Source organism: Ferrovibrio sp., assembly GCF_019636075.1.
Taxonomy (GTDB): domain Bacteria; phylum Pseudomonadota; class Alphaproteobacteria; order Ferrovibrionales; family Ferrovibrionaceae; genus Ferrovibrio.
Genome location: NZ_JAHBYG010000041.1, coordinates 25,385 through 37,818, shown reverse-complemented (window position 1 = coordinate 37,818; position 12,434 = coordinate 25,385). Strand labels below are relative to the sequence as shown.

The following is a 12,434-nucleotide window of genomic DNA, read 5'->3' as shown; positions in this document are numbered from 1 at the left end:
CTGCGCCCTACTATCACTTATCAAACGCAATACATTTTTGATCCTCAGATCAATTAATCTCATATTGTTTTTTTTAAGCAGGCATTCAAAGGCTTCAATCTCAACGGGGGAGTTGCGCAACTTAGCACTGTGCAGATTCGTATTGTAGCCAATCTCCATCGCAGCCTGCACAACCTCGTCGCCTTCAAATTTCCTAATTAATTCATCAATCCGCTCATGGTTCGTTTTATATGCATCTCGGACCGGTACAGATTCGATCAACTTGTCTCCAACATAGACGTTCTCCACAAATAAATTCGGGTCTATGAGTTTGCGAGCGGCGATGAAGTAGAGTTGATCTACCAATGGGTCGCTATTGATCTCAGAGAGACAGCCCTCAAGAATCCTCAATCGCAGTTCAATTGCAGTTACTTGAAGTCTACCGAGTTTTTGGACTTGGCTATTGTAATAGATTTGCAACCGTATCCACAGGCGAAACAACCAGCTAGCAATCCTTGACTGCTTCGGGCTAGGCTCCATTACCTGCTGTTCATCAGACATTTTAAGCGGCCTGATCCTGTGATGTTCTCCATGTAAGCGAAGTACCCGCATTGAGAAAGTAACAAATATCTCTTGAGGCTACGCCCACACCACAGGCCAGCAGGCCGATCGGGCGGTTCAGTTCGCGCTCCAGCGCCCGCACGGTATGGATGCGCTGGCGGTGATCGTCGTGGCTGCCATGGCTGAAATTGAGCCGGAACACATCCGCGCCGGCCTCCACCAGGGCCTTGATCTGATCCGGCCGCGAACTGGCTGGACCCAGGGTAGCAACAATCTTGCAGTTGCGCGCCCTTTTAGCGTTATGCTCGCTATACATGCAGTCTCCCCCTTGAATGCCAACAGGTTAGGGCTTCTGTGAGACACTGCCAAGGAAATCTGCGTTTTACATCCGTAAGAGCGTTGCATTTCCATGTTGCGACGCGGTAAACCCCATCCCGCAGTGCACACTGGCGCCCTCCCAGGAGCTTTACCATGGACATCGCCCGTATCCCCGTCGGCAAAAATCCGCCCTTCGACGTTAACGCCGTGATCGAAATTCCGGCGGGCGGCGTTCCGGTGAAATATGAACTGGACAAGGATTCCGGCGCCCTGTTCGTGGACCGCTTCATCCACACCGCGATGTTCTATCCGGCCAATTACGGCTTCATCCCGCACACGCTGTCGGGCGATGGCGACCCCTGCGACATCATGGTGGTGAGCCAGATTCCGGTGGTGGCCGGCGCGGTCATCCGCTCGCGCCCGATCGGCGCCCTGATGATGGAAGACGAGGCCGGCGGCGACGAAAAGATCATCGCCGTGCCGGTGGACAAGCTGCACCCCTTCTACACCAACGTGAAATCCTACGAAGACCTGCCGCCCAGCCTGCTGCTGCAGATCGAACACTTTTTCAGCCATTACAAGGATCTGGAAAAGGGCAAGTTCGTGAAGGACACGAAATGGGTGGGGCCGGAAGAAGCCGCCAAACTGATCACCAACGGCGTGGTGCGCGCCGCCGGCCTGTCGGCATAAAGACCCGCTAAGCCCGAATGCCTGCGCGGTAATCGCGCAGGATGAATTCCGCGCCTTTCTCGGCGATCATCAAGGTTGGCGAAGCGGTGTTGCCCGAGGTGATCAGCGGCATGGCCGAAGCATCGATCACCCGCAGGCCCTGCAGGCCACGCACACGCAATTCCCCATCCAGCACAGCCATCGGATCGTGATCCGGCCCCATCTTCGCGGTGCTGACCGGGTGGAAGATGGTGGCGCCGAGATTGCCGGCCACCTTGCGCATATCTTCTTCGCTCTGCACCTGCGGGCCCGGCAGATATTCCTCCGGCCGGTATTGCGCCAAGGCCGGCGCGGCAGCCAGCCGGCGCGTCAGCTTGATGCTGTCCACCGCCACGCGCATATCCTCCGGCGTGGCCAGATAATTCGGCTGGATCGCCGGCGCGGCAAAGGGATCGGCGCTCTTGATCCGCACATGGCCGCGGCTGGTGGGCCGCAGATTGCAGATGCTGGCCGTGAAGGCCGGAAAATCATGCAGCGGGTCGCCGAACTTGTCCAATGACAACGGCTGGATATGGAATTCCACATTCGCCGTGGCATGTTCGGGCGACGAGCGCGTGAACATGCCGAATTGCGAGGGCGCCATGGTGAGCGCACCGCGCCGGAACAACGCGTAATCCATGGCGATTTTCGCCTTCGCCAACAGCGAACGATCGATCTCGTTGATGGTCTGCACGCCGGCAACCTTGAAGATCAACCGCAATTGCAGATGATCCTGCAAATTCTCGCCCACGCCGGGCGATTCATGGGCAACGGCTATGCCATGGCTGCGCAGCAGATCGCCGGGCCCGATGCCCGATAGCTGCATGATCTGCGGCGAGCCGATGGCGCCAGCAGACAGAATCACTTCGCCGCGCGCCTTGGCCAGCCAAGATGCACCATCGCGGTGATAAACCACGCCGGCGGCGCGCTTGCCATCGAGTTGCACATGCTGGATATGCGCGTGTTTGCGGATTTCCAGATTGCGGCGATGCAGGATGGGTTTCAGAAAACCCGTGGCCGCCGACCAGCGCCGGCCTTTGCGCTGATTGACCTGGAAATAGCCGCTGCCTTCATTGTCGCCGCGATTGAAATCATCCACCGGCGGAATGCCGATCTCGGCACCCGCGCGCTGCACGGCATCCAGGATATCCCAGCGCACGCGCGGCTGCTCCACGCGCCACTCGCCGCCGCTGCCATGCAAATCGCCGCCGCCGAAATGATCCTCATGCTTGAGGAAATACGGCAGCACATCATCCCAGCCCCAGCCGGTAAGGCCAAGTTGCCGCCAATTGTCGTAATCCTGCACCTGGCCGCGCATATAAACCATGGCGTTGATCGCCGTGCAGCCGCCCAGCACTTTGCCGCGCGCATAGCCGATGCTGCGGCCGTTCAGCCCCGGCACCGGCTCGGTGGCATAGCACCAGTCGGAACGCGGATTGCCGATGGCGAACAGATAGCCGATGGGGATATGGAACCAGATCCAATCGTCGTCGCCGCCGGCTTCCAGCAGCAGCACGCTGATATTGGGATCGGCCGTCAGGCGATTGGCCAGCAGCGAACCGGCCGTGCCGCCGCCGACGATGACGTAATCGAACTCTCCGCGTTCACGCAGCGTTTCAGACACGGCATTCCTCCCAGAAATTTTTATCCGGAGCGGAGATACTGAATCGCCGCATCGCGCTCGAACAAATACAGCAGATGCCGCAGCGCCTGTCCACGGGCGTCGGATAAATCCGCATCGCGTTCCAGGATCAGCCGTGCATCGTCGCGCGCCATGGCCAGCAAGTCGCCGTCATGGGCCAGATCGGCCAGTTTGAAATCCGGCAGGCCGCTTTGCCGCGTGCCGAGCAATTCGCCGGCGCCCCGCAATCGCAGGTCTTCCTCGGCGATGCGGAAGCCGTCGTCGGTCTCGCGCAGGATTTTCAACCGTGCCCGCGCGGTTTCGCCCGGCTTGCCATGATACATCAAGATGCAGGCGCCGGGCCGGCCACCCCGCCCCACCCGGCCACGCAACTGATGCAGCTGCGCCAAGCCGAAGCGTTCGGCATGCTCGATCACGATCAAGGTGGCTTCCGGCACATCCACGCCCACTTCGATCACCGTGGTGGCCACCAGCAATTTGGTATCGCCGCGCAGGAAGGCCTCCATCGCCGCATCCTTGTCGGCAGCCGGCATCTGGCCATGCACCAGGCCGATGACGGGCCCGAGCGCCGGCTCCAAAGCCTCGCGCAAAGCGGCATGGCGTTCGGCGGCAGCGGCGAGGTCGGAGACTTCGCTTTCTTCCACCAGCGGGCAGACCCAGTAAACGCGCTCGCCGGCTTCGATCTTGCGCTTAACGGCCGCCACCACTTCCAGCATGCGGTCGGATGCCACCACGCGGGTATCCACAGGTTCGCGCCCCGGCGGCTTCTCGGTGAGTTTCGACACATCCATGTCGCCATAAGCAGTGAGCGACAGGGTACGCGGAATCGGCGTTGCGGTCATCACCAGCATGTCGGCGGCCTCGCCCTTGCCGCTCAGCAGCAAACGCTGGCCAACACCGAAGCGATGCTGCTCGTCGATCACCGCCAGGCCGAGATCGTGAAAGGCCACGTCGTCCTGAAACAATGCATGGGTGCCCACCACCATATGGGCTTCGCCGCTGGCCAGGCTTTCCAGCAAGGCGGCGCGGGCCTTGCCCTTGTCGCGGCCCGTAAGCAAAACCAGCTTCAGTCCCAAAGCCTCCACATGCGGGCGCAGGCCGGCGGCATGCTGACGGGCGAGAATCTCGGTCGGTGCCATCAAGGCTGCCTGCGCGCCGGCTTCCACCGCCGCCAGCATCGCCATCAGCGCCACCATGGTTTTGCCGCTGCCCACATCGCCTTGCAAAAGCCGCAGCATGCGATGATCGGAAGCCATGTCGCCGGCGATTTCGGCTATCGCCATGGTTTGCGCATTGGTGAGCGGCCAGGGCAGCCGCTTGAGCAGCGCATCGCGCAAACAGCCATCGCCTTTCAGCGGCCGGCCGGCACGGCGCTTGAGCCTGCGCCGCACCAGCAGCAGGGCAAGCTGATTGGCGAGCAATTCATCATAAGCAAGCCGCGTGCGATGCGGGGCCGGCGGCTCCAGGTCGTCAGCCTCCTGCGGGCGATGCAGCTTGCGCACCGCTTCGCGCCAGGAGGGCCAATGCTCGCGCGCCTGCAAGGCGGGATCGAGCCATTCCGGCAGATCGGGCAGACGCTCCAGCGCCTCGTCGATCAGCTTGGCCAGCACGCGCGGCGTGAGCCCGGCGGTGAGCGGATAGACCGGCTCGATGGCGGCGAGCTTTTCCACCTCCTCCGCCGTGCCGATACGATCGGGATGTGTCATCTGCGCCATGCCGTCGAACAACTCGAACTGGCCGCTGATGACGCGCTGCTCGCCCGGCGGCAGGGCGCGGTTGAGGTAATCCGCGCGACCATTGAAAAACACCAGGGTGAGCGAACCGGTCTCGTCGCTGACGATGATCTTGTAGGGCTGGCGCGGATTGCGCGGCGGTAGATGGCGCTCCACCGTTATGTCCAGCGTGCAGATGCGGCCGGGCTGGGCCTCGATGATTTTCGGCCGATAGCGGCGGTCCACCAGCCCGCTGGGCTTGTGCCACCACAGATCGAGCAGCCGCCCGCCCGCCAGCTTGGCGATCAGGGCCGCCAATTTGGGGCCACAGCCTTTCAGGCGCTCTATCGGCGTGAAGGCTGGATTGAGCAATTCGGGCCGCATCGGCGGGTGAGAACCTTGTGTGCTATCGGTGCCGCGTACTATATCTGTCCCCTATCCCGAGAGCCAGTCATGCCAGAATCTATCGAGATCCGCCGCAAGCGCCTGATCCATCGCAGCCGCTATACCGGCATGAAGGAAACCGACCTGCTGCTGGGCAGTTTTGCCGCCCGGCATCTGCCGGATTTCGATGCCGCACAGCTGGATGCCTATGAAGCCCTGCTGGATACCAACGAAGATCCGCAAATCTACGCCTGGGCCATCGGCCGCGACCCGGTGCCGCCGGCATTCGATACGCCGGTGATGAAACTGCTGCAGGCCTTCAAGCTCGACCGCTGATGGCCATCGCTTTGCCGGATATCCTGGGTAAGCCCGGGCGCTGGGCTTTGGGCGGCGTGCCCGAGGGCCAGGATGCGCGTCTGCTGGCGGCACTGGCGGCCAGGCTGGGGCGGGGCATCGTGTTCATCTGCCGCGACGATGCACGCATGGCGGCCCTGGAACAGGCCTTGCGATTCTTCGCGCCGGCGCTGCCGGTGATCGGCCTGCCGGCCTGGGATTGCCAGCCCTATGACCGCGTATCGCCCAATCCGGAAATCGCCGCCAAGCGCATGGATGGCTTAAGCCAGTTGGCATTATCACCGCCAGCCGGCGGCTGGGCGTTGCTCACCACGCTGAATGCCGCCTTGCAGCGCCTGCCCGGCCCGGATTATCTGAAATCCACTGCATTCTCCACGGCCAAAGGCGCACGCCTGAAACCGGAAGACCTGCTCGGCTATCTCGCCCGCAATGGCTATAACCGCGTGGCGACCGTGATGGAGCCGGGCGAATTCGCGCAACGCGGCGGCCTGATCGACCTCTATCCGCCCGGCGCCGAACAGCCCTATCGCGTGGATTTCTTCGGCGACGAAGTGGATACCATCCGCCGCTTCGATCCGGGCGACCAGCGCAGCATCGGCGAAGCCGGCATGCTCGCGCTCACTCCGATGAGCGAAGTGCCGTTGGACCCGGATTCGATTGCCCGCTTCCGTGGCCGCTATCGCGAATTATTCGGCGCCGTTACCGACAACGATCCGCTTTATGCCGCCGTATCGGAAGGCCGCCGCCATATCGGCATGGAGCATTGGCTGCCGCTCTTCTTCGAGCAGCTTGCCACGATCTTCGATTACATGCCCGGCGCGCCGCTGCTGCTCGATCCGCTGCTGGACGAGGCCGCCGACGAACGTTTCCGCGCCGTGGCGGATCATTTCGATGCCCGCCGCGCGGCAATGAATTCCGGCTTGTCGGAAGCCGGCGGTTCCACCTACAAGCCGCTGCCGCCGGATCGGCTGTACCTCACTGCCGGCGAATGGAACGCCAAGCTGGCCAAGCATCCCACCGGCATGCTGAATGCCTTTGAGAGCGTGGGCGTGAAAGACAGTATCGCACTCGATCTCAGCGCCCGGCCCGGCCGCGATTTCGCGCCCGAACGCGCCCAGGCCGCCAAGGCCGCCGAACATCATCATGCCAGCGAAAAAATCGCACCCAGCGTGGGCGTGTATGAAGCCCTGGGCGGACATCTGGCCAAACAGCTTGGCCTGGGCAAACGCGTGCTGTTCGCAGCCTTCACGCTGGGCGCACGCGACCGCCTGGGCCTGGTGCTGCGCGATCATGGCATCGAACCGTTGCAGGAAATCGAGGCAGCGGCCGATCTGGAAAGCCTGCCGCGCAATACGGCGGCGATTGCCGTGCTGCCGCTGGAACATGGCTTCGACGCGCCCGATCTTTGCGTGATCGCCGAGCAGGATATCCTGGGCGACCGCCTGGTGCGGCCGAAGCGCCGCCAACGCCGAGCGGAGAATTTCATCGCCGAGGCCGCCGGCCTGAATGCCGGCGACTATGTGGTGCATGTGGACCACGGCATCGGTCGCTATCAAGGGCTGGTAACGCTGGATGTGGCCGGCGCGCCGCATGATTGCCTGCTGCTGCATTACGAGGGCGGCGACCGGCTGTATCTGCCGGTGGAAAATATCGAGATGCTGTCGCGCTATGGCGGCGGCGATACCGAGGTGGTGCTCGATAAACTCGGCGGCGTAGCCTGGCAGAACCGCAAGGCGCGCATGAAGCGCCGCCTGAAGGACATGGCGGAAGCCCTGATGCAGGTGGCCGCCGCACGCGCGCTGCGCACCGCCGAGCGCCTGACCCCGCCCGATGGGCTGTATGAGGAATTCTGCGCGCGCTTTCCCTTCGAGGAAACCGAGGACCAGGCCCGCGCCATCGAGGATACGCTGGAAGACCTGGCCGCCGGCAAGCCGATGGATCGGCTGATTTGCGGCGATGTGGGCTTCGGCAAAACCGAAGTGGCGTTGCGCGCCGCTTTTGCCGCCGCCATGAGCGGCCAGCAGGTGGCGCTGATCTGCCCGACGACTTTGCTCTGCCGCCAGCATTATCGGAGCTTCGTGCAGCGTTTCCGCGGCCTGCCGGTGCGCATAGAGCAATTGTCGCGCCTGGTGAATGCCAAAACCGCCAAGGACGCAAAAAAGGGCATGTCGGAAGGCACCGTGGATATCGTGATCGGCACCCATGCCTTGCTGAGCAAGAGCATCGAGTTCAAGCGGCTGGGCCTGATGATCATCGACGAGGAGCAGCATTTCGGCGTGAAGCATAAGGAGCGCCTGAAGCAACTGCGCGCCGAGGTGCATGTGCTGACCATGAGCGCCACGCCGATTCCGCGCACGCTGCAACTGGCGCTGTCTGGCGTGCGCGAATTGAGCCTGATCGCCACGCCGCCGGTGGATCGCCTGGCAGTGCGCACCTATGTGGCCCCGTTCGATCCTGTAGTGATCCGCGAAGCCTTGCTGCGCGAGCATTTTCGCGGCGGCCAGAGCTTCTTCGTGGTACCGCGCATCGAAGACCTGGAATTCGGCATGAGCTTCCTCAAGCATCATGTGCCCGAATTGAAACCGGTGATGGCCCATGGCCAGATGGCGCCCACCGATCTGGAAGACGTGATGAACGCCTTCTACGATGGCCGCTATAATGTGCTGGTGGCCACCAATATCGTGGAAAGCGGCCTGGATATTCCCAGCGCCAACACATTGGTGGTGTATCGCGCCGATCTGTTCGGCCTGGCGCAGATGTATCAGCTGCGCGGCCGCGTGGGCCGCTCGAAGCTGCGCGCCTATGCCTATTTCACCTATCAACCCGGCCGCATGCTGAACGCCAATGCCGACCAGCGCCTGCGCGTGCTGCAAAGCCTGGATGGATTGGGCGCGGGCTTCACATTGGCCAGCCACGATCTGGATTTGCGCGGCGCCGGCAACCTGCTGGGCGAGGAACAATCGGGCCATATCCGCGAAGTGGGCTTCGAGCTTTACCAGGAGATGCTGCAGGAGGCGATCCAGGATGCCCGCGCCCGCAAGCGCGGCGAAACCGTGACGGATGCCGAAAAATGGTCGCCGCAAATCCAGATCGGCACGGCGGTGCTGATCCCGGAAAGCTATGTGCCGGATCTGAATTTGCGCCTGCAGCTCTATCGCCGCGTGGCCGAACTGGAAGGCCGCGAGGAAATCGATTCATTCGCGGCCGAGATGATCGACCGCTTCGGCGCGTTGCCTTTGGAAGTGAAGCATCTGCTTGATATCGTGGCAATCAAACAGCATTGTCGCGTGGCCAATATCGCCCGCATCGAGGCCGGCCCGAAGGGCGTGACACTGGCCTTCCGCGACAACCGCTTCATCGATCCGCCGGGCCTGGTGCTGTATATCCAGCGCGCCAAGGGCCAGGCGAAGCTGCGCCCCGACCAGAAGCTGGTGCTGATCCGCGAATGGCCGACGCCGGAAGACCGCCTGCATGGCGTGCTGGAACTGGCTTCCGATCTGGCCGCGATTGCGGCGAAAGCGAAGAAATAAGGCTGACGGCCCCAAACCGTCACCACCGCACTTGTTGCGGTGGTCCATGTTTCAGCGGCTTTGCTGTGTCCGGCATGGACCCTCGGAATAAATCCGAGGGTGACGCATAGAGGTATCTGCGCAGCTATCAGGCTAGTCGGCGTCGTTGGCGGCGAGTTCGCCGCTGGCCAGTTCTTCGGCCACCTTGTCGATCACCTGCAGCAATTGCTCGGGCGGCTGCGCGCCGGAAACGCCGTATTTGCGCTCGAAGATGAAAAACGGCACGCCGCTGACGCCCATCTGGCGGGCCATGGCATCTTCCTGCTCGGCGATATCGCGGTCGCGGCCTTCATCGAGCAATTGCTTCACCAGCGCGGCATCCATGCCCACCGCGCCGGCGATATCGGCCAGCACGGCATGATCGCCGATATCGCGGTTCTCGGTGAAATAGGCCCGCAGCAGCGCTTCCTTCAATTCGAACTGCACACCGGCCTCGATGCCCCAGCGCAACAGCGTGTGCGCCGCCAGGGTATTGGGCTGGCGCGCGATGCCTTCGATATTCAGGCTGAGGCCTTCCTTGGCGCCTTCCGCCTTCACCCGGGCATAGATCGTCTTGGCGCGCTCGGGCCCGCCGAACTTGGCTTCCAGATAAGAGGCGCGGTCCACGCCCTCCACCGGCATATCCGGGTTCAGCTGAAACGGCCGATAGGCGATTTCAAACTGGATATCGGGGCGTTGCGCCAGGGCCTGTTCCAGCCGGCGCTTGCCGATATAGCACCAGGGGCAGACGGGATCGGAGACGATTTCTATTTTCATGCCGACAAGCATAGGACAGATACCAAAAAAGAAAAGTGCGGTTACGGAACGGAAAGCTTGACCCCCTGCCCGCCCCGGTTAGCATCGCGGCCTCAACTGGAGGAAATCATGGGCAAACTGGCGGGCAAGACGGCTTTGATCACCGGCGCATCGAGCGGACTTGGCGAGCGCTTCGCCGAGATTCTGAGCGCCGAGGGCGCCAGCGTGGCCCTGGCCGCCCGCCGCACCGACCGGCTGGAGGCGCTGAAAAGCCGCATCGAAGCCAAGGGCGGACAAGCTATTAGCGTAAAGCTCGACGTAACCGACCTGCCCGGCATCAAGGCCGCCGTAGCCGAGGTGGAAGCCCGGCTGGGCAAGATCGATATCCTGGTGAACAATTCCGGCGTCTCGGCGCAGAAGAAGCTGCTGGACGTGACCGAGGAAGATTACGATTTCACCATGGACACCAACACCAAGGGCGCCTTCTTCGTGGCCCAGGCGGCCGCCGCCAGCATGGTGAAACAGGGCATCCAGGGCCGCATCGTGAATATCGCCTCGGTGGCCGGGCTACGCGTGCTGAGCCAGCTCAGCACCTATTGCATGAGCAAGGCCGCCGTTGTGCAGATGACCAAGGCAATGGCGCTGGAATGGGCGCGCTATGGCATCAACACCAACGCGATCTGCCCGGGCTATATCGAAACCGAGATCAACCGCGAATATTGGGCCACCGAAGGCGGCAAAAAGCTGATGCAGATGCTGCCGCGCCGCCGCGTGGGCGAGCCGAAAGACCTGGATGGCCTGCTGCTGCTGCTCTGCGCAGATGAAAGCCGCTTCATCAACGGCGCGATCATCACCGCCGATGATGGCCTGGCGATAACCTGACGGTTTCCGTCTACTGATTGGGGCTGCGCTTGAGGCTCTTGATCGGGCCGCGCGGGCGGCCGGATTTCAGCGCAATCTCGCGGTCCTGCGCCTCGATCATATGCTTGGCGGGATCGTCGCCATCCAGGCCGCCGAGATCTGCCGCCGGCACCCGGCGGTTGGAACTCAGCGAGCCATCCTCATAGGTCACATCGAACAGCACGAAGGTGCTATCGATCTTCGCTTTTTTCTTCGCCATGGGGGAACTGCCTATTCTTTGCTATCGGCGGCATTGTCGCCTGCCGTCTCATCGCCGGCTTCGGGAGCCAGGCCGGCGGCCTTGCGGCGTTCGGATTCTTCCTGCCGCCGCGCCAGCTTTTCCTGCTTGCGCTCTTCCTTGGCCCGATTGCGCTCGGAACGCTGTTGATTGTAATTCGGCTTGAACGCCATAGGAGCCTCCGGGCTGCAGAATGAGTGGGTCGGCTACTATCTTGACGCCGGTCTGATATCTTCGCGCCGGCCTAGTATCTTCGCAGGTCTGGCTGCTATCCGGCTCAAGGCCGGCGCAGCGCGGCCCAGGCCTTTGGATATAGCGGCCCGGCGGTATGCCAGCCCCATCGCAAAGGATACGACGGCCGGCCGATAACGATGCTTCAAAACGAAAGGGGCACCCGTTGCCGAGTGCCCCTTCCTGTTTGCCGCCTCCCGCTGAGGGGGAGGCTGAAGACCTTAGAGGGCCTTCAGATTCACGGCCGAGGTCTTGCCGCGCTTGGGATCGCGCTGTTCCTCGAAAAACACCTTCTGGCCTTCGTTCAGACCCGACAGGCCAGCGCGCTCAACGGCCGAGATGTGCACGAACACGTCCGCCCCGCCGCCTTCCGGCTGAATGAAACCATAACCCTTGGTGGCGTTGAACCACTTCACGGTGCCGTTAGCCATTGATAACTCTCCGATTTTCGATCGTCTGTTAGCACCGAGCAACATTGCGCGGCACATCATCTATGTCCAGGAGTAGCAGGAAACTGGACACCCAGGATCGAGAAGATCGGTAGGGGCAGGCCGGCAGTCCAAGTAGTATGACGGGGATAACAATAGCGGGCTGAGCGGGGTTTGGCAATGGGGGATGCAGGCATGAACCGCCCAATCCCACCGCCACAATACATGTAAAACGGGAAATTATGGTATTCTGCACCATAAAACCGCTTGGCATACTGAAATGGCCCCTGGCAAAAGCATATTAAAACTACGCGTCGGCAAGGTCTCTTACGAGGAGGCCGGCAAGGATTTCATCGCTGCCTGGAGGCGCGCCGAAGCGGGCGACACGCGGCCAGAGACCATCTTCCAATTCGAGGATTGGAATTTGATACGCAAAGCCCTCTCCCCGAAGCGGATGGAATTGCTGAACCATGTGCGCCGGAACCCCGTTTCCACAACGGCCGCACTGGCGCGGATGCTGAAACGGGATGCGCGCAATGTGCATGACGATGTTGCGATATTGATCGAAGTTGGGTTGCTGGAAAAAACAGAAACGGGGCTAGTGGCGCCGTTCAGTTCAATTGAACTGCAATTGCAGGCGACATAAAAAACGGCCCCGGATCACTTCGGGGCCGT

General features: G+C 61.9%; 12 protein-coding genes and 1 pseudogene. 5 read left to right on the top strand and 8 right to left on the bottom strand.

What is annotated here, in order from left to right; genetic code table 11:
• Positions 1-540: hypothetical protein (locus KF827_RS15645; RefSeq protein ID WP_291007353.1), on the bottom strand; the 540-nt coding region annotated here is incomplete at its 3' end.
• Positions 541-634: 94 nt separating this feature from the next.
• Positions 635-856 (bottom strand): annotated as a pseudogene (locus KF827_RS15640) (pyruvate kinase); the annotation flags it as partial.
• A 155-nt stretch (positions 857-1,011) separates the two neighbouring features.
• On the opposite strand from KF827_RS15640, the gene ppa reads away from it, so the two are divergent.
• On the top strand, positions 1,012-1,548 hold the full coding sequence (gene ppa, locus KF827_RS15635) for an inorganic diphosphatase (RefSeq protein ID WP_291007351.1): 537 nt from the start codon (positions 1,012-1,014) through the stop codon (positions 1,546-1,548).
• A 7-nt stretch (positions 1,549-1,555) separates the two neighbouring features.
• On the opposite strand, the gene KF827_RS15630 is transcribed toward ppa, so the two are convergent.
• Both KF827_RS15630 and recG read right to left on the bottom strand, forming a co-directional pair.
• Positions 1,556-3,190, bottom strand: a complete 1,635-nt coding sequence (locus KF827_RS15630; protein WP_291007348.1) for a GMC family oxidoreductase — start codon at positions 3,188-3,190, stop codon at positions 1,556-1,558.
• A 20-nt stretch (positions 3,191-3,210) separates the two neighbouring features.
• A complete protein-coding gene (gene recG / locus KF827_RS15625) occupies positions 3,211-5,304 on the bottom strand; it encodes an ATP-dependent DNA helicase RecG (RefSeq protein ID WP_291007346.1) in 2,094 nt (697 codons plus the stop codon).
• A gap of 69 nt (positions 5,305-5,373) precedes the next feature.
• Between recG and KF827_RS15620 the strand changes: the two genes are divergently transcribed.
• Entirely contained in the window at positions 5,374-5,640 is a 267-nt protein-coding gene (locus tag KF827_RS15620) for a succinate dehydrogenase assembly factor 2 (protein WP_291007344.1), read from the top strand.
• On the top strand, positions 5,640-9,188 hold the full coding sequence (gene mfd / locus KF827_RS15615) for a transcription-repair coupling factor (RefSeq protein WP_291007342.1): 3,549 nt from the start codon (positions 5,640-5,642) through the stop codon (positions 9,186-9,188). The genes KF827_RS15620 and mfd overlap by 1 nt, the downstream gene beginning before the upstream one ends.
• 132 nt (positions 9,189-9,320) lie before the next feature.
• On the opposite strand, the gene KF827_RS15610 is transcribed toward mfd, so the two are convergent.
• Positions 9,321-9,983 carry a DsbA family oxidoreductase gene (locus KF827_RS15610; protein WP_291007340.1) on the bottom strand — a complete coding sequence of 221 codons (663 nt, stop codon included), beginning with the start codon at positions 9,981-9,983 and terminating at the stop codon, positions 9,321-9,323.
• A 108-nt stretch (positions 9,984-10,091) separates the two neighbouring features.
• On the opposite strand from KF827_RS15610, the gene KF827_RS15605 reads away from it, so the two are divergent.
• Positions 10,092-10,844, top strand: coding sequence for an SDR family oxidoreductase (locus KF827_RS15605; protein WP_291007338.1), 753 nt, complete (start codon positions 10,092-10,094; stop codon positions 10,842-10,844).
• 10 nt (positions 10,845-10,854) lie between these two features.
• Here the strand turns inward: KF827_RS15605 and KF827_RS15600 are convergent, their stop codons facing one another.
• The 3 genes from KF827_RS15600 to KF827_RS15590 all read right to left on the bottom strand — a co-directional run bounded on the left by KF827_RS15600 (position 10,855) and on the right by KF827_RS15590 (position 11,762).
• A complete protein-coding gene (locus KF827_RS15600; RefSeq protein WP_291007336.1) occupies positions 10,855-11,082 on the bottom strand; it encodes a hypothetical protein in 228 nt (75 codons plus the stop codon).
• An 11-nt stretch (positions 11,083-11,093) separates the two neighbouring features.
• Positions 11,094-11,273 carry a hypothetical protein gene (locus KF827_RS15595; RefSeq protein WP_291007334.1) on the bottom strand — a complete coding sequence of 60 codons (180 nt, stop codon included), beginning with the start codon at positions 11,271-11,273 and terminating at the stop codon, positions 11,094-11,096.
• Between the two features lie 279 nt (positions 11,274-11,552).
• Entirely contained in the window at positions 11,553-11,762 is a 210-nt protein-coding gene (locus KF827_RS15590) for a cold-shock protein (protein ID WP_291007332.1), read from the bottom strand.
• 277 nt (positions 11,763-12,039) lie between these two features.
• Here KF827_RS15590 and KF827_RS15585 point away from each other — a divergent pair, with 277 nt between their 5' ends.
• A complete protein-coding gene (locus KF827_RS15585; protein WP_291007330.1) occupies positions 12,040-12,405 on the top strand; it encodes a hypothetical protein in 366 nt (121 codons plus the stop codon).
• Positions 12,406-12,434: the final 29 nt, after the last annotated feature.

Bases quoted from the DNA above. Each gene is read 5' to 3' on its own strand.
- ppa (WP_291007351.1), top strand. From the start codon at position 1,012: ATGGACATCGCCCGTATCCCCGTCGGCAAAAATCCGCCCTTCGACGTT.
- KF827_RS15620 (WP_291007344.1), top strand. From the start codon at position 5,374: ATGCCAGAATCTATCGAGATCCGCCGCAAGCGCCTGATCCATCGCAGC.
- recG (WP_291007346.1), bottom strand. From the start codon at position 5,304: ATGCGGCCCGAATTGCTCAATCCAGCCTTCACGCCGATAGAGCGCCTG.
- KF827_RS15610 (WP_291007340.1), bottom strand. From the start codon at position 9,983: ATGAAAATAGAAATCGTCTCCGATCCCGTCTGCCCCTGGTGCTATATC.
- KF827_RS15585 (WP_291007330.1), top strand. From the start codon at position 12,040: ATGGCCCCTGGCAAAAGCATATTAAAACTACGCGTCGGCAAGGTCTCT.
- KF827_RS15600 (WP_291007336.1), bottom strand. From the start codon at position 11,082: ATGGCGAAGAAAAAAGCGAAGATCGATAGCACCTTCGTGCTGTTCGAT.
- KF827_RS15595 (WP_291007334.1), bottom strand. From the start codon at position 11,273: ATGGCGTTCAAGCCGAATTACAATCAACAGCGTTCCGAGCGCAATCGG.
- mfd (WP_291007342.1), top strand. From the start codon at position 5,640: ATGGCCATCGCTTTGCCGGATATCCTGGGTAAGCCCGGGCGCTGGGCT.
- KF827_RS15590 (WP_291007332.1), bottom strand. From the start codon at position 11,762: ATGGCTAACGGCACCGTGAAGTGGTTCAACGCCACCAAGGGTTATGGT.
- KF827_RS15605 (WP_291007338.1), top strand. From the start codon at position 10,092: ATGGGCAAACTGGCGGGCAAGACGGCTTTGATCACCGGCGCATCGAGC.